The organism is Thioalkalivibrio sp. ALJ24 (assembly GCF_000377785.1).
Lineage (GTDB): Bacteria > Pseudomonadota > Gammaproteobacteria > Ectothiorhodospirales > Ectothiorhodospiraceae > Thioalkalivibrio.
In genome coordinates this window covers 147,219-169,622 of the sequence record NZ_KB898730.1, presented here as the reverse complement: position 1 = coordinate 169,622, position 22,404 = coordinate 147,219, and the positions used below count along the sequence as shown (strand labels likewise).

General features: G+C 64.5%; 24 protein-coding genes. 14 read left to right on the top strand and 10 right to left on the bottom strand.

All coding sequences use genetic code 11. The features are described from left to right. Window positions 1-209: 209 nt before the first annotated feature. The 3 genes from D571_RS0110670 (at window position 210) to cysZ (ending at window position 2,279) form a co-directional block, all read left to right on the top strand. Entirely contained in the window at window positions 210-650 is a 441-nt protein-coding gene (locus D571_RS0110670; protein WP_018936678.1) for a DUF302 domain-containing protein, read from the top strand. Window positions 651-700: 50 nt separating this feature from the next. Next, entirely contained in the window at window positions 701-1,273 is a 573-nt protein-coding gene (locus tag D571_RS0110665) for an OsmC family protein (protein ID WP_038047054.1), read from the top strand. Between the two features lie 295 nt (window positions 1,274-1,568). Continuing rightward, window positions 1,569-2,279, top strand: coding sequence for a sulfate transporter CysZ (gene cysZ / locus D571_RS0110660; protein ID WP_018936676.1), 711 nt, complete (start codon window positions 1,569-1,571; stop codon window positions 2,277-2,279). An 18-nt stretch (window positions 2,280-2,297) separates the two neighbouring features. On the opposite strand, the gene D571_RS0110655 is transcribed toward cysZ, so the two are convergent. After that, entirely contained in the window at window positions 2,298-2,747 is a 450-nt protein-coding gene (locus D571_RS0110655) for a YaiI/YqxD family protein (RefSeq protein ID WP_018936675.1), read from the bottom strand. Window positions 2,748-2,752: 5 nt separating this feature from the next. After that, entirely contained in the window at window positions 2,753-3,976 is a 1,224-nt protein-coding gene (locus tag D571_RS0110650) for a hypothetical protein (RefSeq protein ID WP_018936674.1), read from the bottom strand. A gap of 88 nt (window positions 3,977-4,064) precedes the next feature. Here D571_RS0110650 and D571_RS0110645 point away from each other — a divergent pair, with 88 nt between their 5' ends. The 4 genes from D571_RS0110645 to D571_RS14145 all read left to right on the top strand — a co-directional run bounded on the left by D571_RS0110645 (window position 4,065) and on the right by D571_RS14145 (window position 6,714). Continuing rightward, window positions 4,065-5,060: a hypothetical protein gene (locus D571_RS0110645; protein ID WP_018936673.1), complete on the top strand. Its 996-nt coding sequence runs from the start codon at window positions 4,065-4,067 to the stop codon at window positions 5,058-5,060. Further along, on the top strand, window positions 5,057-5,797 hold the full coding sequence (locus D571_RS0110640; protein ID WP_018936672.1) for a DUF3320 domain-containing protein: 741 nt from the start codon (window positions 5,057-5,059) through the stop codon (window positions 5,795-5,797). Before D571_RS0110645 ends, D571_RS0110640 begins: the two co-directional genes overlap by 4 nt. A gap of 93 nt (window positions 5,798-5,890) precedes the next feature. After that, a complete protein-coding gene (locus D571_RS0110635; protein ID WP_018936671.1) occupies window positions 5,891-6,487 on the top strand; it encodes a hypothetical protein in 597 nt (198 codons plus the stop codon). 50 nt (window positions 6,488-6,537) lie between these two features. Further along, window positions 6,538-6,714 (top strand): PLDc N-terminal domain-containing protein, encoded by a 177-nt coding sequence (locus tag D571_RS14145; RefSeq protein ID WP_018936670.1) that lies wholly within the window; start codon window positions 6,538-6,540, stop codon window positions 6,712-6,714. Between the two features lie 202 nt (window positions 6,715-6,916). Here the strand turns inward: D571_RS14145 and D571_RS14140 are convergent, their stop codons facing one another. Continuing rightward, window positions 6,917-7,366: a DsrE family protein gene (locus D571_RS14140; protein ID WP_083916896.1), complete on the bottom strand. Its 450-nt coding sequence runs from the start codon at window positions 7,364-7,366 to the stop codon at window positions 6,917-6,919. Window positions 7,367-7,775: 409 nt separating this feature from the next. Next, a complete protein-coding gene (locus D571_RS0110620) occupies window positions 7,776-8,426 on the bottom strand; it encodes an SOS response-associated peptidase (RefSeq protein ID WP_018936668.1) in 651 nt (216 codons plus the stop codon). A gap of 152 nt (window positions 8,427-8,578) precedes the next feature. Here D571_RS0110620 and D571_RS0110615 point away from each other — a divergent pair, with 152 nt between their 5' ends. Further along, window positions 8,579-9,226: an ERCC4 domain-containing protein gene (locus D571_RS0110615; RefSeq protein WP_018936667.1), complete on the top strand. Its 648-nt coding sequence runs from the start codon at window positions 8,579-8,581 to the stop codon at window positions 9,224-9,226. Between the two features lie 257 nt (window positions 9,227-9,483). On the opposite strand, the gene D571_RS14315 is transcribed toward D571_RS0110615, so the two are convergent. Then, entirely contained in the window at window positions 9,484-9,657 is a 174-nt protein-coding gene (locus tag D571_RS14315) for a hypothetical protein (protein WP_018936666.1), read from the bottom strand. A 152-nt stretch (window positions 9,658-9,809) separates the two neighbouring features. On the opposite strand from D571_RS14315, the gene D571_RS0110605 reads away from it, so the two are divergent. Both D571_RS0110605 and D571_RS0110600 read left to right on the top strand, forming a co-directional pair. Further along, complete coding sequence (locus D571_RS0110605) at window positions 9,810-10,541, top strand: response regulator (protein WP_026287789.1); 732 nt, start codon at window positions 9,810-9,812, stop codon at window positions 10,539-10,541. Then, window positions 10,538-11,887 carry an ATP-binding protein gene (locus D571_RS0110600; protein ID WP_018936664.1) on the top strand — a complete coding sequence of 450 codons (1,350 nt, stop codon included), beginning with the start codon at window positions 10,538-10,540 and terminating at the stop codon, window positions 11,885-11,887. The genes D571_RS0110605 and D571_RS0110600 overlap by 4 nt, the downstream gene beginning before the upstream one ends. A 16-nt stretch (window positions 11,888-11,903) precedes the next feature. On the opposite strand, the gene D571_RS0110595 is transcribed toward D571_RS0110600, so the two are convergent. Next, entirely contained in the window at window positions 11,904-13,319 is a 1,416-nt protein-coding gene (locus D571_RS0110595; RefSeq protein ID WP_018936663.1) for an FAD-dependent oxidoreductase, read from the bottom strand. Between the two features lie 1,033 nt (window positions 13,320-14,352). After that, window positions 14,353-15,207 (bottom strand): DUF2189 domain-containing protein, encoded by an 855-nt coding sequence (locus tag D571_RS0110590; protein ID WP_018936662.1) that lies wholly within the window; start codon window positions 15,205-15,207, stop codon window positions 14,353-14,355. Between the two features lie 599 nt (window positions 15,208-15,806). Here D571_RS0110590 and D571_RS14310 point away from each other — a divergent pair. The 3 genes from D571_RS14310 to D571_RS13935 all read left to right on the top strand — a co-directional run bounded on the left by D571_RS14310 (window position 15,807) and on the right by D571_RS13935 (window position 18,237). Continuing rightward, complete coding sequence (locus D571_RS14310) at window positions 15,807-16,034, top strand: aromatic amino acid lyase (RefSeq protein WP_156815782.1); 228 nt, start codon at window positions 15,807-15,809, stop codon at window positions 16,032-16,034. Window positions 16,035-16,288: 254 nt separating this feature from the next. Beyond that, window positions 16,289-17,266 carry an OmpA family protein gene (locus tag D571_RS0110585; RefSeq protein ID WP_198003809.1) on the top strand — a complete coding sequence of 326 codons (978 nt, stop codon included), beginning with the start codon at window positions 16,289-16,291 and terminating at the stop codon, window positions 17,264-17,266. Between the two features lie 218 nt (window positions 17,267-17,484). Continuing rightward, complete coding sequence (locus tag D571_RS13935) at window positions 17,485-18,237, top strand: helix-turn-helix domain-containing protein (RefSeq protein ID WP_018936660.1); 753 nt, start codon at window positions 17,485-17,487, stop codon at window positions 18,235-18,237. 263 nt (window positions 18,238-18,500) lie between these two features. Here D571_RS13935 and D571_RS0110570 read toward each other — a convergent pair whose 3' ends face one another. From D571_RS0110570 to D571_RS0110555, 3 genes are all read right to left on the bottom strand, one after another. Beyond that, on the bottom strand, window positions 18,501-18,686 hold the full coding sequence (locus D571_RS0110570; RefSeq protein ID WP_156815781.1) for a hypothetical protein: 186 nt from the start codon (window positions 18,684-18,686) through the stop codon (window positions 18,501-18,503). Window positions 18,687-18,922: 236 nt separating this feature from the next. Then, window positions 18,923-20,152: a hypothetical protein gene (locus tag D571_RS0110560; protein WP_018936657.1), complete on the bottom strand. Its 1,230-nt coding sequence runs from the start codon at window positions 20,150-20,152 to the stop codon at window positions 18,923-18,925. A 3-nt stretch (window positions 20,153-20,155) separates the two neighbouring features. Continuing rightward, window positions 20,156-20,938, bottom strand: coding sequence for a hypothetical protein (locus D571_RS0110555; protein WP_018936656.1), 783 nt, complete (start codon window positions 20,936-20,938; stop codon window positions 20,156-20,158). A 419-nt stretch (window positions 20,939-21,357) separates the two neighbouring features. Between D571_RS0110555 and D571_RS0110550 the strand changes: the two genes are divergently transcribed. Beyond that, window positions 21,358-21,771: a phosphate-starvation-inducible protein PsiE gene (locus D571_RS0110550; RefSeq protein ID WP_018936655.1), complete on the top strand. Its 414-nt coding sequence runs from the start codon at window positions 21,358-21,360 to the stop codon at window positions 21,769-21,771. Window positions 21,772-22,404: the final 633 nt, after the last annotated feature.

Below are 22,404 nucleotides of genomic sequence, written 5' to 3'. Positions count from 1 at the left end.
CCGTATCCGGTCAGGTCTCACCGCAAAGTGTCTAATAAAGAGCACTGGCGCCCCCCCCCTGCGGCCGGCCCCGGAACCATGGAAAACCGCAGGATCCGAAACACCACAGCAAGAAGATGGAAGCCGCCCCGCCTCCGGCGGCCTAGCCTCCAGGGAAAGCCACGGCAACGGCCGGCGCGCCGCTGCCCATCCACCAGGAGGCCATCACCATGAACCTGCCCACTCGAACCACCCTGCCCGTTCTGCTGCTGCTCCTGCTGGCGCCTGCCGTCAGCGCGGAACCGGACGATCACTTCATCATCCGCGACACCGACCAGGACCGCGAAGACGTGGTACAGGCCATCCTCGAGTTCGTCGAACACGAGGACGACTGGATCCATCTCGCCGACTTCCCCCTGCTTGGAGGCCAGCTCAGTGCGGTGAAGATCTGCTACCTGCCCATCGCGGAAGACATCTTCGCGGCCGGCATGCACGTCGGTGCCTTCATGCCCTGCGCTCACATCGCGCTGTACGAGGAAGACGGCATGACACGGGTCTCCACACTGCACCCGAAATTCATGACCACCCTGCAACCCGATCCGAACCTGGAGCGCGCGGTAGAAAAGGGCGTGCCCGCGTTCGAGACCATGCTGGACACGGTCCTCGAGTGACCGGTTCGGTCACGGCGAGCGGTTCGATTCACACCAGCGGAGGTGTCATCATGAACAGAAGCGAACAAGCAGGCGTGCTGAACGGCGTCAACGTGACCCAGCTGCACGAGACCGTCGGCGCCATCCGGCAAAACCCGGAGCTCGCGCAGTTCCAGTTCCGTGCAACCACGCAGTGGAAGGGCGGCGGCCGTAGCGAGACCGGCATCCAGGGCTTCCACGGCGCCGGCGGCGAGGACACCAGCCGCGACCGGCCGATCATGCTGGTCGGCGACGAACCGCCGGTGCTGCTGGGCGAAAACGCCGGGGCCAACGCGGTGGAGGTGCTCCTGCACGCCCTCACCTCGTGCCTGACGGTGGGCTTCGTCTACAACGCCGCGGCCCGCGGCATCCGGGTGGATGCACTGGATTTCGAGGTGGAAGGCGACCTGGATCTCCATGCGTTCCTCGGCCTTTCGGAACAGAAACGGCCCGGCTACGAGAGCAGCCGCGTCACCTACCGTGCGATCACGGATGCCTCGCGGGAGCAGGTGGTGGAACTGTGCGAATACGTGCAGAAGACCAGCCCGGTGCTGGACATGCTGCGTAACCCCGTGCCGGTGGAGGTGCGGCTGGCGCCGGCGTGATGCACTACCGGTCGGAGCATAGTCGCGGGCCGTAAGAGGTCCTGATGCCTGCCCAAGAAATGAAGGACATGCCCGATGAGCCACAAGCGATCGAGGTGCCGGCCGGGTGAGGCAGGAAGAACAGGGAACGGTTTTCCTCCGGGCGCAGGCCCCAGGTGATGCTGCTTTCCCTGCTGGAAAATCCGCTGCTTGCGCCCTGCCAATCCCGGCGCGACACCGGCCCCCGGGTCCATCGAAGGCCCCGGGGGCACGCAGGGACGACCGTCACCGAGGCAGCGCAGGTACGGGCCACGCCATGAACGCGCTGTTCGCCTTCCTCGCGCCGTTTCGCGGCCTCGCGCGCGTGTTCGATCCCGGCCTGCGCGGCCTGGTCATCGGGCCCTTGCTGATCAATATCGGGGTCATCGTCGGGATCGGTATCGCCGCCGGATTCGGCTTCGAAATCCTGCTGGACGCCTGGTTGCCGGCCGGCTGGGACTGGCTCGCCTGGCTGCTCTGGCCGCTGTTCGTGTTGACCCTGCTGGTGGGCTTCGGGGTCTCCGCGGTGGCCCTGGCCGCGATCATCGCCAGTCCGTTCTCGGGACCACTGGCCTACCGCACCGCCCGGGGCCTCGGCCACGAACCGGGCCAGCCCGCGCGTTCGCTGGCGGGCGAGATGGGGCACGCCACGGCCACCGCCCTGCGCAAGTTCGGCTACTACGCGCTGCTGTTCATCCCGGTGCTGCTGGTCACCGTGATCCCCGGCCTCAACCTGCTGGCCTCGCTCGCCTGGTTCGTGTTCGGCAGCTGGGTTCTGGCGGTGGAGTTCCAGGAGCCTCCGCTGGCCAACGACGGGCTCACCTTTGCCGAGATCCGCAAGGGCCTGGGCAGGCGCCGCCCGGAGACCCTGGCGTTCGGGGCCGGAACGACGGTCCTGGCGATGGTGCCGGTGGTCAACCTGCTGCTGGTTCCGGCGGCCGTCATCGGCGCGACCCACCTGTGGGTGCGCCAGCAATCGCAGGCCTGAAGGGATGGCCGTATTGCCCTAAGGCGCATTGCGCGCCAGCCAGCGATCCAGCGCGTTGCCGAACGCCTGACGGTCGCGCGGCCCCAGGGCCGCCGGCCCGCCGGTCTCGACCCCGCTGGAGCGCAGGGTGTCCATGAAATCGCGCATGCTCAGCCGCTCGTGGATGTTGTCGCGGGTATAGAGCTCACCGCGCGGGTTGAGCGCCTCGCCGCCCTTCTCGATCACCTCGGCCGCCAGCGGGATATCCGCGGTGATCACCAGATCACCCGCCTCCAGTCGGCGAACGATCTCGTTGTCCGCCACGTCGAAGCCGCTGCCCACGCGGATCGAGTCGATCAGCTTCGACGGCGGCGTGCGCAGCGGCTGGTTGGCGACCAGGGTCAGCGGCACCCCGGTGCGTTTCGAAGCGCGGAACAGGATCTCCTTGACCGCCCCCGGACAGGCGTCGGCATCCACCCAGATCTTCATGCCGGTCACCGTTCCAGCCGTTCGGTCAGACGGCGGAATTCCTCGCGGATCTCGTCGTTGCGGAATTCCGCGGTCTCCGGGACCTGCAGCTCGGACAGGGTCTCGAAGGTGTCCAGTCCGTCGCGGATCAGATCCGCCACGTTGGCGCTGAGCTGCACGGTCCGGTAGGTGTTGACCGCCACCTGCTTCTCGTAGCGGCTGATCTCCAGGGCCTCGGCCACCTGGTCGCGCTGGCCGGTCACCACCTCCAGATACAGGTCGATCGCCTGACGGGTCAGCTCGTTGGCCGCGATGTTGGACTCCAGACTGTCGCGGTGTCCGCCCTCGCGGATCAGTTCCCGCGATTCGGCGATGATCTCCTCGGCCTCTTCGCGGTAGGCCTCCAGGCGGGGGACGATCTCCTCGTCCACCCGTTCGACAAAGCGCTCCTGCATGGTCACCACCAGCCGATGCAGGATCACCACCATGCCGTAGTAACGACCGGCCACATTGAGGTTTTCTCCGCTCTCGCGGGTGAGCTCCTCAAGACGCTGCGTCAGCGTGCGGATGCTGCGGAACACCACCGCCATGGATACCACGTCGTCGCCGATCGCCGAGCTCATCCACAGCTCCAGCTGATCCGGCGGCATGGACAGCCCCACGCCCTCCAGCGCCGCGGCCATCTCGCCCTTGAGCGTCTCCAGTTCCTCCTCGTACGCCGCGATGTTGCGCTCGCGCGCCTCGATCAGGCGGTCGAAGTCGCCGCGCGTACGGGCGGTCATCTCGCGCAGGGTCTCGGTGGGCGTGAAGCGGGCCAGGGTACTGGCGTCGGTATCCGGCGCGAACATGCGGTCCTCGCGCAGATCGGCCCGACGCTCCTGCTCGGTCATGATCCGGTTTTCCAGCTCCCGGTACTGGCGTCGCATGGACACGATCTCGGGCACGTCCATGACCTCCAGCGCGTCATCGATCAGGTCGTCGATGTCCGCCCGGGCGCTCTGCTGATCACGACGCAGCCAGCGGCTTTCCGGCAACTCGGTCAGCTCGTCGAAGTGCCGGCTCGCATCGCCCAGCAGTTCCACCGCGCGACGCTGGTCGAACGACAGCGCCTCCTCCTCGCCGTCATCCCCGTCCACCACCTCGTCGACGGCAGCCTCGTCGAGCTCCGCCGGCTCCTCGACATCCGCGGCCACCACCGGCGCACAGACCAGCACCAGGCTCGCGAGCACCGTCAGTACTTGCCACTTCATCGCATGCCCTCCCACACTCGGGCTCCATCATGCCACAGGCCTGCGCGCTGCCGGGCAAGGCCCGCACCCCCTCCCGGAGACCGGATCCATGGCACTGTTCAAGATCGGCGAGAAGGACCGCGACGGTCGCCAGAAGCGCATCGAGCACAGCGGGCGCTACCTGCGTGCCAGCCGCACCGGCGGCGTCTCCCTGCGGGCGCAGACCCGCGCCGCCGGCATCAATCTCACCGGCAACACCCGCCACGGGGTACGGGTCTCCACGCGCCTGGCCCGGAACACCCAGGTCGCGCTGCAGAACGGCCGCTTCGTGCTGCGCGGACGCTACGGCAGCGACGCCGCCCGTCTCAACCTGTCGAAATCCGGTGTCACGGTCTCCTCGAAGACCCCGATCGGCTCGTTCAACTGGGTGCGCCCCGGGCGCTCGTCGGTCAAGTTCGGCGGGATCCACATGCGCGGCCACAAGGCCGCCGGCATCCAGGGCATCTTCGCCCTCGTCTTCGGTGTCGTCTGGCTGCTGGGAGCAGTGCTGGCCCTGATTACCAGGCTGCTGAACGGCCTGGTGCGCCTGATCGGCGCCGTGTGCCGACGCCGCCGGATCGCCGAGGAAGAGGCCGCGCGACCGTACTTCGACCTCGCCACCGTGCGCCGCCAGGGCGAAGCCGTGCTCGGCACCCACTCGGCCGATCCCGCCGCGTGGCCCGCCCGCGATCGCCTGGCGGCCATCGCCTTCGCCCTGCTCGTGCTGGGCCGCGGGACCGCCGGCGCCCCCCGGCCTCCGGCCCGCGACGGCATCCCCGACGCCGCCACCGCCGCACTGCTCGAAGACCTCGCCCACGCAGGCGAACACTGGCAGGTCTGGCTGGGCACCCTACCCCCGGACGACCTGCAACCCGCGGCGGGCATCCTCGCGCTGCTGGCCGAGAGCCTGGCGCGGGACGAACCGCCCGAATGGGCTGCCGAGACCCTGCTGGCCCTGGATGACGCCAGCCTGCGCGATGGCCCGAAGACCCTGCTCCAGGAAGCGCTGATCGACCTGACCGCCGAGGCCATGGGCGTGGAACTGCTGCTGGAGGGCGAACGATGACCGACCCCGCACCCGACGCGCTGGACGCCCTGGTGGGCGTGCACCAGTACCTGATCCGTCACCCCGACCCGGACGAAACCTGTGCCGCCTGGCGCCGGTTCTGCCGGGAGCACGGCTGCGAGTGGGTCACCACCTGGGACACGCATGCCTATCACGAGACGGACGAACAATCGCTTGCGCTGGACGGACACCCGCGCTTCGACGACATCCCGCAGGAGGACCTGGACGCGGCCATCCTGCGCATCGTCGACACCGAAGGCCCGGTGCACCTCGTCCCGCTGACCCGCCGCCTGCTGCAGGCGGCCGGCTTCGCCCGCGCGGGATCCCGGATCCAGGCCCGCATCCACCAGCGCCGTGCCACCCTGGGTGCCGCCGGACGATTCCGCCTGCAGGGCGAGTTCACCGGCCGGCCGGAACAGTTCGCCGTGCCCTGCCTGCGCGACTGGAGCGCCCTGCCCGACCCGCTGCGCCAGCTCGATCACGTGCCGGACTGCGAACTCATGCTCTCACTGGTGCGCACGGTCGCCGAGGCCGGCCGGCTCGATGCCGACACCGCCATGAACGACGCGCTGCACCGCATGGGTTTCATCCGGCTCACTGAAAACGCTCGCGAACGGCTGCAGGCGCCGCTGACCCGCACGCTGGAACTCGGCCTGCTGCGCGAGCGGGCCGGGCACCTGGAACCCGGGGTCGCCGCGTTTCGTCGCCCCCGCCCGGCCGACACCGCACCGTCCTGACCGAATGGCCCCCCTGCAAATGGAGGGGTCACAGTCCCCGCCCGTCATGGTTAGTCTGGAAGGGTGGCACACCTGAACCGAGGGAGGTCGATCATGTCTCGAAGCGCATTTTTCCCGTTCGCCACGTTTGCCATCGTGGGCATGCTCGGCATTGCCGGCACCGCCGCCGCCACGGATGACTGGCAGGCCGAACTGAGCACGGAACGCGTGTCCGTACTGCACTGGGAACGTCTGGACGAGGCCTTCCGCTACCACATCGAGGTGGATGGCGAAGAAATCGCGACCGCAGTGGGTGACAGCGCGGCCATTGCCCTGGACCCCGATACCGACCCCGACGACATCCGCATCGACAGTTCCACGATGCAGGACGAACCCACCGGTGAAACGGAACTCCGGCAGGTAGAAGGGCGCGATGCCCTGGTGCTACGCTGGAACGAGGACGCCCTGGAAAAGCCGTATCTCGGCGTCCACATCAAACGGGTCGATGGCAACCGCACCAGCCAGTCCCGCTCGGTGTCCGAACTGACCAACCATCCGCACGTGATCACCGCCGACCCGGACGACATCCAGGTCATGCTGTTCGGCGACGCGGTGGACCGTGACGACCGTCACCGGCCCGGGGCACCCTTCGAGTTCGACGACGACGAGATCCTTGAACACGGATCGCACATCGAGCTGGAGCTGCCCTGACGCGGGAGTCGGGCCGACGGCCCGCTCCCTCACATAGAAGGAACATACGCATGGGCATCGAAATCTCCGGCATCCTCGGGCTTGTCTGGCTGCTGATCATCATCTGGGCCATTGTCCGCACCGCCCAGAGCCCCGCCGGGCCCGTCGCCAAGGTCCTGTGGATCCTCATACTGCTGTTCCTGCCGCTGCTCGGACTGATCGCCTGGCTGCTGCTGGGGCCCAAGTAGCCCGAAGACTCGCCGAAACACACTGGCGAAGTCCCACACATCACCCGGCCCGAGGCCGGCCACTGCTCCTTGCGTCAGTTCAGGCATTCACGCTCCATACGACCCCTCGGAGCTGGACGGACCACAGCATGAACTGGCTCAAGATCAGGGGGGAAGTCACAAGCTGCCCCGGAACGGTTCGTCCGTCCGGGGCAGGCAATACTCAGGGCCGACTGTAACTAAAGCCTTTATGCTGGAGATGGGATATGTGAGCCACGCCGCTGGGAATAACATCCGAATCCGCGGCATCGTGCAGGTCGTTGTTGAGATCGATCCCGCGTCCTTCCAGAGTATTTGCACACACCAGAAAATCAACATCCTGCAGTTTCAGATTGTCGATGCGACTCCGCAGATCGTCATGCTCTCTGGCCGTGCTAAGAAGTCCCAGTCCATCACCATGCATGACAACCTTTATCTGCATGTTGTCTGCACCTACCGCATTGATATGGTTCTGGATGTTCCCCATTGCAGCCATGTATCGGCTGGTATCGTCGTAGTTAACGTGATACACGACTTTCTGGGTACCATAATCATCGCTGGCGACCGCGCCTCCGGTCATTCCAAACGCAACCAGGACCGGAAGGGCAAACCCCGTCAAGAGCCTCTTCTTCATAGTAACGCTCTCCCATTCTGAGACCATGTCTACCAACCCTGACTATCCGGTCGGATTGCGAACTTCGACTGGTAGTCCAGTGCCGGCCTAATCCTGACGGCGCTACTTGGTAATTTATTCCCCAATAACCGGTAACATCATTTTTTTAATGTTTCCTAATTTTATTATCCGCTAAAGGCAGCTTGAAATCTGGGTCTCATGGTTGCAGAGCGACCGAGGAGAATCATCCTCCGCAGGATGCATCCGGCGGCACAAGAAACGGTTTATCGAGGCCACTACACACGGCACTCCGAAGGAGGGCACGGCTGCGATCGAGGCGGGCGCCGACGTCAATGCGAGGGACCATAACGGCTCCACTCCCCTCCTGAGCCGATGGTGCATACCCGGCCCGAGACAGCCGGCGACTGCGTCAGGCGATCGCTTCGATCAGCGCCGGGTCGTCTTCTGCCGGCCGGTTCACTCGCGTGGAGACCGGGTGATATCGGAGGGCTTCCGGATTCAGGAGCTGCGTCCGCGCCCGGATCGTTCCCCTTTCGGTAATACCCGGATCCAGCCAGTTCCAGCGACAGGCCGCATCGAGCACCAGGGGCTTGCGCTCATGGATGTGCGCCAGACGGTCGGACGCGGGTTCGGTGATGATCGCGCAGCAGGCACCACCGTCCGCGGTGGGCTCCCAGATCCCCGCCATCATCAGGATGTCCTGCGGCGCATCCTCGGCCAGGGTGATGTAGTACGGCTGCTTCCCCTGCTCCGTCCGGCGCCATTCGTACCAGCCATCGGCCAGAACAATGCAGCGGCGATGGGCGAACGCCGAGCGGAAATACGGACTGGTGGCCACTTTCTCGGCCCGCGCATTGATGGGCCGGGGCCCTTCCTCGACGCGTTGGGGACGAAAGCCCCAGAACATCGGCTGGAAGGCGGCCCGTCCATCGTCGCGCGCCCGGAACGCTTCCAGCTCCGTCCCCGGCGCAACGTTGTACCGCGGTGCGTCGAAAGCCTTATCGACCGGCACCTGGAAATAGCGCATGGCCAGCTCGCTGGTCGCGCTGTAGCGCGTCATTCGTCCGCACATGTGGCCAGCATGCCACGGCGCCGGGAATGATGGGACCCTTCGGTATCCGCTGCGGTATCCGAGACTGCATGAGGGATTGCGAGGCACCCTCGCCGCTGCGCCTAGACTGCACCGAGGTCCCAAACCGGAGTCAGTCCCCAATGGAAAACATTCATCTGCCGATTCGCGTCGACAACCGCGAGAAGGGCAAGATCATCCAGCGCATCGAAGAACTGAAGGGCGTGGAACTGGAATTCACCGACCTGGACGTTGGCGATTATGTACTGCCCAACGGCGTCGTGATCGAACGCAAGACCGCGGCCGACATGGTCCTGAGCGTGGTCGACCAGAGCCTGTGGGAGAACGCCGCGAAGCTGAAGGCCAACTACCGCCAGGTGGTCTACATCGTCGAGGGCGACCTGTACGAACCGCGTTTCTACCAGCAGGCGCTGGACATCCACCGCGCCCTGGCCCACCTGACCGTCGCCCTCGGCGTCAGCGTGCTGCCCAGTCCCGATCCTGACAACAGCGGCATGCTCATCTACCTGACCGGGCTGAACGCACAGATCGAGCCGGACCCGATCGATCGTGAAGCGAAGTCCGACAACCGGCGCAAGGTCGCCGAATTCATCGTGAGCGGTCTGCCCGGCGTCGCGGCGGACGACGCCCGTGACCTGCTGCGCCACCTCGGCAGTGTGCGCGACGTGATCAACGCGGACGCCGAGACCCTGGCCCAGACCGATGTCGTCGACCAGGAACGCGCCGAACGCATCGAGTCCGTGGTCACCTACGGCAGCCGCAGTAGCTGAGTCCGTCTCGCCCGCCCCTGACGGACCGATTCAGGCCTGAAGGGTTCGGGGGCACTCCCGGGAAGAGACCCCAGTGCGACTTGACAGGACCCTGGGGCATGGTGAAATTCGGTGGCAGACAGGGGGGTATTGCGCGCCACACGGGAGGGAAATGGCGGGGAAGCCGCTCCGGGCCAACGCGTGAGCGTTTCCCGGAGCGCCGGACGAGACCAAACGGACGCGCCGTGATGCCCCGATCCGTATCAACCAGAGGGGGGTTACCGCAGCCGCTGCGAAGTGGACCGCTCGTGGCCGACCTCGCTTGATGTGAAACGCGGCCGCTGAGACCGGACCCGAGCGCGATGCGGCTCCTGCGCCATCAGGCGAACGACAACGGCGGCCACGGCCAACGCGGCGACGACGCCAATCAGGGTAATCTGGTCGAAATGCATGGTGATACCTCCTGTAATGGGTTAACCGGTTCGCACCGAACCTTGCACAGCCTCGACAATACGTGGCCCCCGTTACATAAGGATTTCCTGATTCACCAAATTTGTAACAAGGTGTTTCACCGCCCCTTCCATCAGGTCTGCAGAAGAGCCCCATGGAGACAACAGCCCCCTCACGGATACTTGTCGTTGACGACGATCCCGGTCTGCGGGATCTGCTGCAGCGCTATCTTGAGGAGCAGGGGTACCAGGTGACGGCGGTTCAGGACGGCGTCGCTATGGACGAGGTCCTGGAGGAAACCGCGTTTGATCTGTTGATCCTGGACGTGATGCTGCCCGGTGAGGACGGTCTCTCGCTCCTGCGCCGCATCGTGAACAAGACCCGCCTGCCGGTCATCATGGTCTCGGCACGCGGCGAGGACGTCGACCGCATCGTGGGGCTGGAAGTGGGGGCAGACGATTACATCGCCAAGCCCTTCAATCCGCGGGAAATGCTGGCACGGGTGCGGGCAGTCCTGCGACGACGCGGTGGCGACAGTGAAGCCGATTCAACGTCCGAAGAACCCGATGTCGGCCGTTTCGGGCCCTTTGAACTGCACACCAGCTCGCAACGTCTGCTTCGGAATGACGAGGAAGTGGCCCTCACCACCGGCGAATTCACGCTATTACGGGTGCTGGTGGAGCATCCCCGCCGCGTCCTCGACCGGAACACGCTGCTGGATTTGATCAAGGGCTATGAACACCAGCCGTACGATCGCAGCATCGATGTGCGCATCGCGCGCCTGCGCCGCAAGATCGAGGACGACCCGAGCCAGCCCCGCTACATCCGCACCGTCTGGGGTCGCGGTTACCTGTTCGCCCCGGACGGAGCCGAGGCCGGCACATGAGGTGGCTGACCTCACTTGCGCCGAGCTCGATCCTGATACGGACAACGAGCATTCTGCTGGTTGCGTTCCTGACTTTCGCGATCCTGACGCTCGGTGTCGTCGCGCATTTCACCGTCCTCCCCCTCGCCCGCAGTGCAGCCGACGACACGGCCGCATTGATGCTGCTGTCAGGCCGGAGCTGGGCCGAGATCCCCCCGCCCGCACGCAGGGACTTCAACGAGCGCCTGGAACGTGAACACGGGCTCCGGATCACGGAAGCCAGCGGACCGCTGCCGCCGGCGGAGACTCTGCGCCTGCCGTATCTCAGGTTCGTACAGGAATCACTGTCGCGACGGGTGGGTTTCGAAGTCCCGCTTCGGCCGCAGGTCCGAAACGGGGAACGCTGGTACTGGGCCGATCTAGCGCTGGCCAACCAGAATCTGCGCATCGGCCTGGCTGCGGACCGGGTGGCGACTCAACGTGTCGAGGGCGCTGTGTCGGTCGCGCTCATCACCTTCCTCCTCGTGCTGCTGACGGCCCTTTTCATGGCGGGTGGAACCACGCGCCGCATCCGGCGCCTTTACGCTGCCGTCTCTCGCGTGGGTCAAGGCCAGATCCCCGACCCCATACCGGAGAAAGGCCCACGTGAAGTCCGCCACCTGGCGCGCAATTTCAACAATATGGCCCTTAAAGTCCATCAATTGCTTGCGAATCGAACCACCCTGCTGGCCGGCATCTCGCATGACCTGAGGACTCCCCTCACCCGGATCCGTCTCTCCCTCGAGATCCTTCGCGAACGCCATGATCCCAAACTCATTGACGGCATCTGTGACGATCTTGCGGCGATGGACCGGATCATCCACCAGTCGCTGGCCCTGAGCCGGGACCTCGAGACCCGGGAAGAAAAAACGGTCGACATCAGCGCCCTGCTGGAACAGGTCATTGCCGACGCCGGCGGCGAAGAGGTCCGAATCCTGCACGGTGACATCCCCGAGTCCTGCCCCCGCCACCTCAATCCTGTCGCCTTGCAGCGCATCCTGTCGAACCTGGTGGAAAACGCGGTGCGCTACGCGGGCGAAAAACCGATCGAAGTCAAGATGGAATGCGGCCCCACCGTCACCATTCGCATCCTTGACCGCGGGCCCGGGATCCCCGAAGAGGAGCTCGAGAACGTGTTCCAGCCATTCCACAGGCTCGAGACCTCGCGAAACATGCAGACTGGTGGCAGCGGCCTTGGCCTTGCCATCACCCGCCAGCTGGCCGAGGGCAACGGCTGGACCGTCTCCCTGCTTCCGCGTGCCGGCGGCGGGATCGAGGCCCGCGTGCTGTTACCCCTGGACCAACCGGAACACCACTGCGACAACTAACACGATTCAAGGCGACCTATGCCCCGGTGCCTTCCGGGCCCGCAGCGGACGGTGGCTCGGACATCTGGCGCAACGCGTCGAGTGAGGCAAGTGCCATGGGGTGTGCGGGAGCGGTCAGACGCGGGTGGCTGCCGAACTGAAACCCCACGAGATCGTGCAGGGTTAGCCGCGCCTGAATTGCGACCCCGATGGCATTCAGGACCTCGGCTGTGGTGGGGCCGCCAACCACCTGAGCGCCGAGCAAAAGCCCGCTGCGGCTGAAGACCATGCGGCAGGTCATGGTGCGGGTCCCGGGCATGGTCGGTGGGTGATGATCGGGGACCTCAGTGCTGCCGACCACCACGTCGAAGCCCTCGTTGCGGGCGGCATGGGCGGTCATGCCCGCACAGCCGAAGGCCAGATCACCGATCTGACTGGCATAGATCGCGATACTGCCGGCGTTGTAGCGCTCATTGCGCAGTCCGAACAGGTTCATCCCGGCGGTTCGGCCCTCGGCGGCGGCCGTTGAGGCAAGCAGGGAGGTCGCTGAACGCCGCAGCAGCAAGTCCTGCTTGAAGGCGCAGTCCCCAACCGCGAAGATGGCGTAATCCTCGCGGCTGCGCTGGAAGGCATCGACCCAGATTCCACCGCCGCGCGCCATCGTCAGCCCCATCTCGTGGGCCAGGCGCACCTCGCGCTCATCGCCGATCGCGACCAGTACCGCGTCCGCCGGCAGCACCTCGCCGTCAGCCAAACGCACACCGGTGACGGCACCATCGGCTCCAGTGCCGGTCAGTTCCGTCACACCCTGGCCGGTCCGGATCTGGATGCCGTGTTCCCGTAACCTGGCCTCGACCCGGGTGGCCACCTCGACATCAAAATTGCGCAGCAGCAGATGTGGTAACTGTTCGACAATGGCCACATCAGTACCACTCTTGCGCACCTCATCAGCGAACTCCACCCCGATGAAGCCACCACCAACGACAACCAGACGCCGAGCGTCCGGCAGCAAGTCCTCGAACAGGGTCTCCAGGACGTCGTAGTCCTTGTGTATTGCGAATACCCCGGGTCGATCGCCGCCCGGCACCGGGGGCTGATGCGGATGGGTGCCGGTGGCAAGTACAAGCCGTTGCCAGCGGATGCGGGTGCCACTGTCCAGCGTCGCAATCCGGGTCTCGCGATCGACATGCTGGACCCGATCACAGAGAATCTCGCCGCCCAGCTGGCGAAACGGGGCACTGCTCAGAAGATCGTCGTCCACACCGTGCAGTGTTCCAAAGATGTAGGGAATGCCGCAGGGGACGACCGGTGTCTCCTCCGGCCGTACCAGCAGGATACGGCGCCCCGGCCACACCCGGGCGGCCGTGATAGCGGTGCTCATGCCGCCGGGCCCTCCGCCAACGATGAGGGCATCCACGGTGAAGTCGGCTGGCGCGGCACGGTGGGAAGGCATCACGGGTCTCCAGATCAAGGAGAATGAAGGTCGGGCGGGCCTCGGCACGAGGTCGCGGCATTTGACCTCCTATGCTGCCCGAGGTCGATACCCGCTACCAGCCAGCCAGGGCGGGCAGTGCAAAAGATTTGGGTCCCGAATTCACAGACTCAGGGTCACGCCTTGATCAACGAGGGGTCGGCCCCGCCCGGCCGGAGATACGCAATCGTTCTGCATCCTCATGTAACTGTCCCAGGAACGCCACCGCACAGACTTGCCGCAAGCGCACACAGACCCGTGATTTTGTCGGTGGAATGCTCGGCTTTCAGGGCGGGATCGTTGCAGGGGAGCCGCAGGCTCGCTTCAACCCGCCCTCGGGCGCCTGGCCATTCCGGGACCCGGATGTCGTGGATCTCACCCGTGAGGGGCTGCCGGGTCTTCAGTTCGCGCGCCACTTCCTTTCCCTCTGGCAACTCCGACGCCGGCGGTTCGAGGAGACATCGAAGGCGTTTCCCGGTAATCCGCGCCTGGTCGATGGCGTCATCACCCGAGGGACCGCGCACACGGTCAAGCGAGGACGGAAGTTGATCGGCGGTACCCGAATACGTGCCGCGACTTGAATTCGAGCGGCTGGTGGCGAAGCTCGCGCGGGAGCCAGTTCCTGACCCCGGTGACCTGGCATGTGGGCCAGCGCAACAGCCTGAGTGCTATCGCACTCGGCCCTCATGAACGCGCCCGGGCTGAGAACCCCCCGGGCACACGTTCGGTCAGCCGTGCGGTACCAAGTTCAGTTTCTCGTGCTCAGCAACCGATTCACTAACCCAACGCTCGCCGTCCTGAAGCATTTTTGAGGAGCCAGAGACGCTCCGGGTCGCCCATTGCCCCGAAAAAAAAGGCCCCTGTGACCGCCAAAACCGGCGGTCACAGGGCACCCAACAGGCCATCCCGGCCCATTGTCCTTCCAACAATGCGTTGGCGGGCCACGGAGCCGGATGCAGGGGTCTTCATCAACGCTTCCTTAACGCAGTCCTCCCAGCCCCGGTTCACGCTCCCTTCATGCCGTACTGATCAGGTCACGGTAACCATGCCACATCGCGAAGCCCAGCCAGGGGAAGATCACGGTAAGTGCCAACAGGGCAGTGGCAACAGACACCGCAAACAAGGCGGTGATGATCAGACCCCAAAGCAGGAGTGTGCCACGGTTATGGTTGAAAGCCTTCAGGCTCATCCCGATCGCATCGAAAAGCGTGGTCTGTGAGGCCTCATCACGGGCCCGTTGATCAATCATTGCAGGCACGGTGATGAGACTCAGCATGAACACAATGAGGCCGAAGATTACGGCTGCCACAACCACGCCGATCAAGGATATGATTCCCGGGCCCGTACTGAGCATCGCGCCGAACAGGTGATGCAGCTGCCCGGTCACCCCGAGTTCGCCGATGTTCAGCACGGCGATCCACATCCAGACGAAGCTCGCCCAGATCGCGAAGATCAGAGCCAGAAGCAGCGCAAACACCCAGACCGAACCTCCCAGGTGACTGACCCAGCCAAGACCCGTCCCGGTCGCGTGGCCCCTATCTCTTTGCATTGCCAGAAAGTTTACGCCGACGGCCAGTATCGGGCCCAGAAACAGCAAACCGGCAAGAAAGGCAAAGGCCATCCAGGGTTCGTTCCATGACAAGCCCAGAGCCACCAGGCCAACAATGGCGATGACCAGGCCGTGAATCAGGGCGACCGGAGTTTTCCATAGATCGCGCCACCCCTTGCCCAGCCATGTTCCGAGATGATCGGGTTCAATGGTCCGGATGGTCGGGCTTTCGGTTTCGGGGGTGTGTTCGCACTCAACCTCATTCAGATCTTCAGGATAGGCGCGCTTTTCAACAGGGATGTCGTCCTTTTCCTCACTCATCGATCAGATCCTCCCGATCTTGTGGTAGATTTATCCAGTTCGGCAGTCTGGATTCACCGTGAGTTCCTGGAGTCTTCTGCAGCCCGTCTGGACGGTCTTGTTCCACGTTTGCAGAGAATCGGTCCGGAAACCAATCGAGGCGCGGCAAACCAGCCGATCACCCGGTGGCAGGTTGCGCGTCATTTTGATCTCCTGAATTCGTTCATCGCTGACGTGAGCGAAGTCCGTATCCTTGGGGCGTTACCCCCGGGTCGGTCCGCTGGTCGTCTCGTACGAACGGCTTTCCCAGCTTTGATACAGCCGGGTGCGGGACGCGGGGCGTGGAGCTTGGCCCTCACCTGCTCATGGGCCGGAAACGCTTCGCCGACATGTGGGGATGCTCTGTACGCGCCTAATACCGATGCGATCGGCCAAAGCGAACCGTGGAACGCTCCGGGGAACCGCTCGGGGCCCGTTCAGGGCGGTGTTCACTTCGGTGAGATGCCTTTGAATAAGCGGCCGGACCAGACAGGCGCCTGGCTCAGTTGGTTACTGCAGACGATATTCGGTCAGCCGCTCGTGCCGCCTTTCCCGGATCCGGTGCGCATCCGGAACGGCGCATGTCCCGTATCACGGATCACGTCCGTAATGACGGGCTTCCGGCGTTTCTGCAGCCGAACACGACAGGACTCGACAGCGGCGTTATGGGCGCGCAGGTGACGGCCACGGCACTCATTACCGTGATCCGGACCGTCCCCGGCGAAGGAGATCGAGTGCGTCGCGAGCCCCTGCAGCGCTGGCAGGTGCGCAAGCGACGTCAAGGATCCCGCCCCCGGGCGAAGAACTGATTCCCATAATTTTGCCCGAAGCACGCGCCCCGACCGCGGTCTCTGGGGATGGAGTACCACTGATCGAGAATCGACCCACCCTTCGCCCAGGGAGACGCAATATTCCTTGACAACGTACCCGGTCTCCTGAAACATCCAAGAGCAATCATGTAGCACCTCATACTCGAACTCAGGACTCCGGTCATATGCCTTTCAAAAACATGTTGGCCTGCATCGCAGGTGCCGCCCTGGTGCTTGCGGCACCCGTTGGCCTGTTGGCTGAGGAGCCCGAGGAGTGGGGTGATCATCGGCTGGTGCCGCGTGTCGACGGCAGCGAAATCACCTCCTACCAGTTCGTCGAGTTCGACCGGGTGAGCCTGACTTTCGGTCCACGCGAGGACGGTGAATACCCGCACGCACGTGAGTTCGAAGGTGAGCATACTCAGCTGATCTACCTGTTGCGCAACCCGGATGTCAGCACCCTGCAGGTCAAGCGTGCCTATCGCCAGGGACTGGAACAGGCCGGTTTCGAAATCGATTTCGCCGGCAGTGGTCGCGACGGCCTGGGCCGGCGCTTTCACCGTTTCGACACGTTTGATCGCGATCGCCCCAGGGGTGTTTCACTGGGGACGATAAACTGGCCGGGAAACCGGGAAGACCGTGACATGCGCTTTCTGGCCGCCAGTCACGCGGAAGAAGCCGTATACGTCAACGTGCTGATCTACAACAACCGTAGCGACGGCTCGCCGGCCATGCGCGTCGATGTGGTGGAAAAGCCGGAAGACGAGCATGCCCTGGGTATGACCGCGCCCGAGCCGCCCGAGCAGCAGCCGACCGAGCGCGACGAAATCGTCGCCGCCCACGATCGCGAGGATCTCAGTGCCGACGAGATCGAGGCCGGGATCATCTCCGAGGGCCGCGTGGCCGTGCGCGACATACTGTTCGAGTTCGACAGTGCCGAGATCATCGACGAGTCGGCCGAAGCCCTGGCCACCATCGCCGATGTGCTCGAGGACAACGCCGAGCTGGAGCTGCTGATCGTAGGCCACACCGACAACGTCGGCGACTTCGAATACAACCTGAACCTCTCGATGGAGCGCGCCCGGGCGGTTGCGGCCTGGCTAAAAGACGAGCACGGAATCGACAAAGACCGCTTGCAGTCGGCGGGAGCCGGCATGATGGCGCCGGTGGCGACCAATCGTAACGAGGACGGCCGCCAGCAGAACCGTCGCGTGGAGCTAGTCGAGCTCTGAAGAACGAAGGGCGGTTGTCAATCGCGCTGGTTATCCGGTGCGAGTGGCGGTCGGATCGCGCTTCTTTGCCGTTTGCGGCTTCAGCAGGTACATCACGCCGGACATCCGGATGTTCCGCGTCTACCCTTCGATGCTGGAAGACCACCCGCATACGCTGCTGCGACTCCACTCGCGGGCGCTTCTGCAGCGGAACTTCGAGGTAATGGAGGTGTGGCCTTATGGCCGAGCCGGACAGCGAGCTTGAGGCCTTTGCACAGCGCCTCAACGAGGCCTGTGACGCCATCGGCATACCGCCCAAGGGCAAAGGCCGCCAGCAGGCGGTCGCCCACCTGTTTCAGGTGACCCACAAGGGCGCCCGCAAATGGCTGGAGGGGGAATCGTTTCCGAAGCACGGCCGGCTCCTTGAGATCGCGGAAAAACTCGGCGTGAACTTCGAATGGCTGGCCAGCGGAACCGGGAAGCGGATGCCGTCCCGGGAGATCGTGTCCCGAGAGAACGGAGAACCGGAAGCACCCGGCGAAATCCTCGCATACGCCTATGGGGACCGATTCACCCCGATGAACGCCAACGTGCCGGCTGCGAGCTTCACGCCGATCTTCTGGTCCCCGCTACTGGAAAACGGGGATCGGATCGGGATTGGAACCTACCTGGTCGATGCCTGGCAGCGCAGGCGACTGCTGGCACTGGCCCTGAGCCCTGAGGATCTGGACCGCATCACGGGCGGGAATGCCGCGCGTGTCCGGGATGAACTGATCGGCGTGTTCCGGTCGCCCTACCCCTTCCCGCTCCCGCCCAGGGTCACCCTGGGCTATTCGGTGATGACCAAGGAAAAGACCTACGAAGAAGCCGCCGCCTCGGCGCTGCGGCGCACCGCGGCGCTGTGTCGTCCTGAGGGACCGGAGATCATCTGGCTGCCCTGGAGTGCGGAGACGGCGGAAGCGCGAGGTTGCCTGGGGTTCGATCCCGAGTGATCCGGTCTCCTGCCTCAGCCACTCAAGGCAATCAGGGGCAAAAAACCCGGGCAGGCGCGTTAAGGTAAGGAAATCGACACCACTCAGGCGCGCACTGCCCGGGTGTTTCGGCTCTCGCGTGCCGAGATCGTGGCTGCCACCAGCTCTGGGCATCCCCACTGTCGCTGGCCCGCCTGTCGGACACGCAGACAGCCGAGGACCTGATACCTACCCGCAACTCAGACCGCAGTTTTTTCCAGCGTTGTGAGGGTTACGACACCGGCCTAAACCCACGCCCGGACTCGTTCCAGGTCGGCCTCCAGGTCGCGGGCCCGGGCACCGGTCATCGCATGAGCCTGCAGCCCCACCCCTCGTTCGTTCGCGTCAAAAACGACTCCCGGGTCGTCCTGCTGCCCGAAGGCGAGTTCAAGCAGATCCTTGGGGTACTGCGCGAATAGAAGGCGTTGCACGAACACCTCGGAGGCGATCCTCTGGTAGAGGGACACTGATCGCAATTTACGCTTCAGGACAGGATCGTCGGCTGCGACATTCCGAGCTGCCCGTTACCGGGATATGCCTGCGGACCGCGTGGAACTCCGAATTGGGGCCGACGTTCTCGAGGTCCGCCCGCAATGCCAATCGACGCTCGATCAGGAGCAAATGCAGGATCAGGTCTGATTCACCGGCCCGCAGTCCGCGCAATCCTTCACGACCCACCAAAGATCCGGAATGAACCGGTGTCCGTCGAAACCCGCGAATGCTCCCCCACCTGCTCGCCCCATGCATCGAGAACGGCATCCAGATATCCATCCATTGACTCACTTGCCCGGCATTTCACGGCCTCCCGTTCCGCGAGCAACGCCCATTCCAGTTCCCGGGTGAGTTCCGCTGCCCTCACCTGCTCCTGCCGGTATGCCTGGACACCCTCGGCGCCGGTCGCGAGCACGAAGACCGTACCCCCCACTACACCCGCCATCGGCCCGGTTTTGACAGTGGCAAGGGTCGCCGCGCCCGTTTGCGCGGCAATGCGCGCAGCCGGGGCTCTCATCCCACGTGCAGCCGCCTTGATGCCGCCGGCACGCAAAGCCTGTACCGTCGATGAACGCCGCAGCACGCGCTGCCTCAGGGGCATGGCACCCGCCGCGGACGTGGCTACGAGGGTTTTCCCCGATACCCAAGCACCACTCTGCGAAAGCCGTTCGAGGTCCTCACTGACCCACTGCTCAAGCTGCGCCGACAGTCCCGACAACTCAACGTCTGCTTCGACCTGTTCATCGACGCGGGTGGCCGACGGCTCCCGATCCAGTACGTCCGCAAGGTGATCCGTGAGGCGTGCTCCCGATTTCGCGATTTCTGCGGGCAGCACCTGTTCTCGGAGGTGACGGTCCGCCCGATCCAGGTGTTCCTGGATCCGGGATTCTTCCTCCAACAAGGTCTGCGCCTGTTCATCCAGATACTCGTCGAGATCACCAAAGAAAGGCAGTGACATTCGTGTGGCCCAGCCGCCGAACGAGTGGTATTCATCAACGAACGCCGGAACTTGATCGATCGCGGCCTCGAAGGCCCGGTCCACGCCGGTGTGGTACTCATGCTGCAGGACCCGTCGAATCCGGGCCTGCTCGGATTCAAGGCTCGCGCCGGCTTTCGCACGCACCCGATCGACCGCTTCTTCGCCTTCGATTTCCCATGCGGCCCCACCGACGACCACCGTCAGGGTCTTCGATTCCAGGGCCTCGTCGATTCCCGGCACCACGAGGGCCAGAAGACCAACGGCGATCACCGCAAAGAAGGCCCCCAGGATGAGACTGATTCTCCGGCTTCGAGCATCGTGCTCCGTCGGCGCCGTCGGTTCCTCGGGGGATTCCGACTCGGTTTCGGCGCCGGCGGAGTCCTGCTCCTCCGTCGTGCCGCATTCTTCCCATGCCCGCTCATCCATCCTCTACCTTCCTTCTGCGAAGTAACACAGTCCCATCAACAGCCGCGACCACGTCCAGGCCGCACCCAGGCTGGCCAGGAAGAGCAGGATCCAGGCCACCACCACCCATGACCCTCCGGTCTCGACGCTGCCCACCAGGTTCTGCATGGCCCAGTAGCTCAGTTCCGTTACGTAGACGATGGCCCGCAGGACGGGGTCCAGTAGATGACAGTTCCAGCCGGGCGAAGCCGCCACCGTTTCCAGAACGCGTTCGTATGGCTGCCCGCGGTAGTCCGTCTGCTCGGCAAAGAGATCCAGAATCACCAGGAAAGGCGTCAGGATCGCGACGTTCAGACGCACGGCCAGAACCCTCGAGAGCGGCTCGAGCCATTGGGGACGAACCTCGGGTTCCAGCCGTCGCCGCGCCCATACGGCCAGAAACAGGAACACCGGGATATTGAGCGCGAGGAGGCCCCATTGAGGGATCGCCCAGCGATGAAGCTGGACCAGCAACAGAATCGCGAGGAAGAACCCACCCCCGGCACTGACAAAGCGCATGAGCAACCCGGGCCGAACCCACCGGGCGAGGGCTCCATCCTCTCGCAGGTACTGCCGCGCCCAGGCCCGCCGACGCGTCTTTCGGAACTCGAACAGCCCGTGCCCGATCACACCGGCCACCACGGCCATCGGCAGGATCACCAGCCAGCACGGCAGGACCGGAAGGAGCCGAACACTCCCGCCGAGCACACCTGCAGCCGCGAGAATCAGCAGCAGAGATCGCATGGTGTTCGGGCGCGTCCCCGTCATTCCGCCGCTCCCGGCACTGGCGACCTCGTGGTGTTGCGAAATGACCATCGTCCGCCATGGCCCGAATCTCGGCAAGGCCGCGCGGAATGACGGCATACCCGACTACCACGAAAGCCGTGACGGGCGCGGCTTGCCGGGGCCTTCGCCCGAAGCGCGCCCGGTGACGAGGGGTGCAGCTGTGCCAGCGCCCGAGCCGGCAGATGCCAACGGGAAGACGAACCGGACCCCGGCCGCTGAGGCCTCCCTTGGCCAACCCGTCGGGATGTCCCGTCGTCTGCCCCCTACAGAATTGACCCGCTTCGACTATATTCCCCCGGTGGATCCGGGCAGCTCTGGCGCCTTCTCGCCGCCCTCGGTTTCGCACAAGCAGGCGGGTTGTGACACCCAGCGAGGCACATGTAGCAGGAGGCGGACCGGCCATGTCGGACAAGATCACTTCATTGAGCAAGCTGGCCGGAATCAAGATGGCCGAAACCTTCCAGCTAGGACTGCTTTTCCTGGCCAGCTTCGGCGTCCTGTGGGCGACGATCATCGAAGTGGGCGAGGTAATCGACAAGGGCGGCCCGGATCTCGGCGATGTACTGATGCTGTTCCTGCTGATCGAGGTCGCCGCGATGGTGGCGATCTACTTCAAGACCAACCGGTTGTCGGTGCGTTTTCTGGTCTACATCGGGATCACCGCGCTGACGCGGGTGCTCGTGGTGGACGCCAAATACATGGAGAACCCGCAGATCCTGACTCTGGTTGGTGCGATCTTCGTACTCACGCTCGGGGTCTTCATCCTGCGCATGTGCGAAGGCTGGTTTGGTTTGGACGAAGAAGGGCGTGACTGATCGCGGGGTCCGGCACGCGCCGGTGAGCCTGGACGCCCCGGAAGCGCCGCTCAGAGGAATTTCTGGAGCGGCGTGGCAGAGATGGCCACCCGCCCTCGGAGTCATCGAACGACCGTTAAGGCCCAACACGGTGGTACTCACTTCTGCTCTTCCACCTCGGCACCGGCACCACCTTGACATGGTCCGTGGAAGCCCCTGACTCCCCCGCCCCACAAGCCCCAAAACGCTCGCCATAATCGACTTTATTGGAATTTAGGGTCATCCTGCGTCACACAGAAACCCACAATTCTGTTTTCGTAAAGGCTCTAGGGCCATCGCGTTGCTAGCCGCATTCTGACCTGACAGACTGAGCACCACCTGATCGCTACGAGGGCGCTATGCCAAGCCCCCTGCCACGATGGATCCGAGTGCCTGTAGGCGAGCTGCTGGACGACCCGGTGACGATGCGCCTTCCCATACCTGTTGCGCCCAGCCTCACGGCCGACGCGGTGAAGGAACTCCTCATTCAGCGCCCCATCATCGCCGTGCCGGACACCGCCCACGGGAAGAGTGTCTACCGTCCGGTCGCCGGCATACCAAGCCTCAGCGTCGCGAAAGCGTGCCTGTCGGCGGACGAGCAAATCCCTGTCCTGA

Bases quoted from the DNA above. Each gene is read 5' to 3' on its own strand.
- D571_RS0110595 (WP_018936663.1), bottom strand. From the start codon at position 13,319: ATGCCTTCCCACCGTGCCGCGCCAGCCGACTTCACCGTGGATGCCCTC.
- D571_RS0110560 (WP_018936657.1), bottom strand. From the start codon at position 20,152: ATGGATGAGCGGGCATGGGAAGAATGCGGCACGACGGAGGAGCAGGAC.
- D571_RS13935 (WP_018936660.1), top strand. From the start codon at position 17,485: ATGGCCGAGCCGGACAGCGAGCTTGAGGCCTTTGCACAGCGCCTCAAC.
- D571_RS0110655 (WP_018936675.1), bottom strand. From the start codon at position 2,747: ATGAAGATCTGGGTGGATGCCGACGCCTGTCCGGGGGCGGTCAAGGAG.
- D571_RS0110650 (WP_018936674.1), bottom strand. From the start codon at position 3,976: ATGAAGTGGCAAGTACTGACGGTGCTCGCGAGCCTGGTGCTGGTCTGT.
- D571_RS0110670 (WP_018936678.1), top strand. From the start codon at position 210: ATGAACCTGCCCACTCGAACCACCCTGCCCGTTCTGCTGCTGCTCCTG.
- D571_RS0110605 (WP_026287789.1), top strand. From the start codon at position 9,810: ATGGAGACAACAGCCCCCTCACGGATACTTGTCGTTGACGACGATCCC.
- D571_RS0110600 (WP_018936664.1), top strand. From the start codon at position 10,538: ATGAGGTGGCTGACCTCACTTGCGCCGAGCTCGATCCTGATACGGACA.
- D571_RS14315 (WP_018936666.1), bottom strand. From the start codon at position 9,657: ATGCATTTCGACCAGATTACCCTGATTGGCGTCGTCGCCGCGTTGGCC.
- D571_RS0110555 (WP_018936656.1), bottom strand. From the start codon at position 20,938: ATGACGGGGACGCGCCCGAACACCATGCGATCTCTGCTGCTGATTCTC.
- D571_RS0110635 (WP_018936671.1), top strand. From the start codon at position 5,891: ATGTCTCGAAGCGCATTTTTCCCGTTCGCCACGTTTGCCATCGTGGGC.
- D571_RS14310 (WP_156815782.1), top strand. From the start codon at position 15,807: ATGTCCCGTATCACGGATCACGTCCGTAATGACGGGCTTCCGGCGTTT.
- D571_RS0110615 (WP_018936667.1), top strand. From the start codon at position 8,579: ATGGAAAACATTCATCTGCCGATTCGCGTCGACAACCGCGAGAAGGGC.
- D571_RS0110645 (WP_018936673.1), top strand. From the start codon at position 4,065: ATGGCACTGTTCAAGATCGGCGAGAAGGACCGCGACGGTCGCCAGAAG.
- D571_RS14145 (WP_018936670.1), top strand. From the start codon at position 6,538: ATGGGCATCGAAATCTCCGGCATCCTCGGGCTTGTCTGGCTGCTGATC.
- D571_RS0110640 (WP_018936672.1), top strand. From the start codon at position 5,057: ATGACCGACCCCGCACCCGACGCGCTGGACGCCCTGGTGGGCGTGCAC.
- cysZ (WP_018936676.1), top strand. From the start codon at position 1,569: ATGAACGCGCTGTTCGCCTTCCTCGCGCCGTTTCGCGGCCTCGCGCGC.
- D571_RS14140 (WP_083916896.1), bottom strand. From the start codon at position 7,366: ATGAAGAAGAGGCTCTTGACGGGGTTTGCCCTTCCGGTCCTGGTTGCG.
- D571_RS0110665 (WP_038047054.1), top strand. From the start codon at position 701: ATGAACAGAAGCGAACAAGCAGGCGTGCTGAACGGCGTCAACGTGACC.
- D571_RS0110620 (WP_018936668.1), bottom strand. From the start codon at position 8,426: ATGACGCGCTACAGCGCGACCAGCGAGCTGGCCATGCGCTATTTCCAG.
- D571_RS0110550 (WP_018936655.1), top strand. From the start codon at position 21,358: ATGTCGGACAAGATCACTTCATTGAGCAAGCTGGCCGGAATCAAGATG.
- D571_RS0110590 (WP_018936662.1), bottom strand. From the start codon at position 15,207: ATGAGTGAGGAAAAGGACGACATCCCTGTTGAAAAGCGCGCCTATCCT.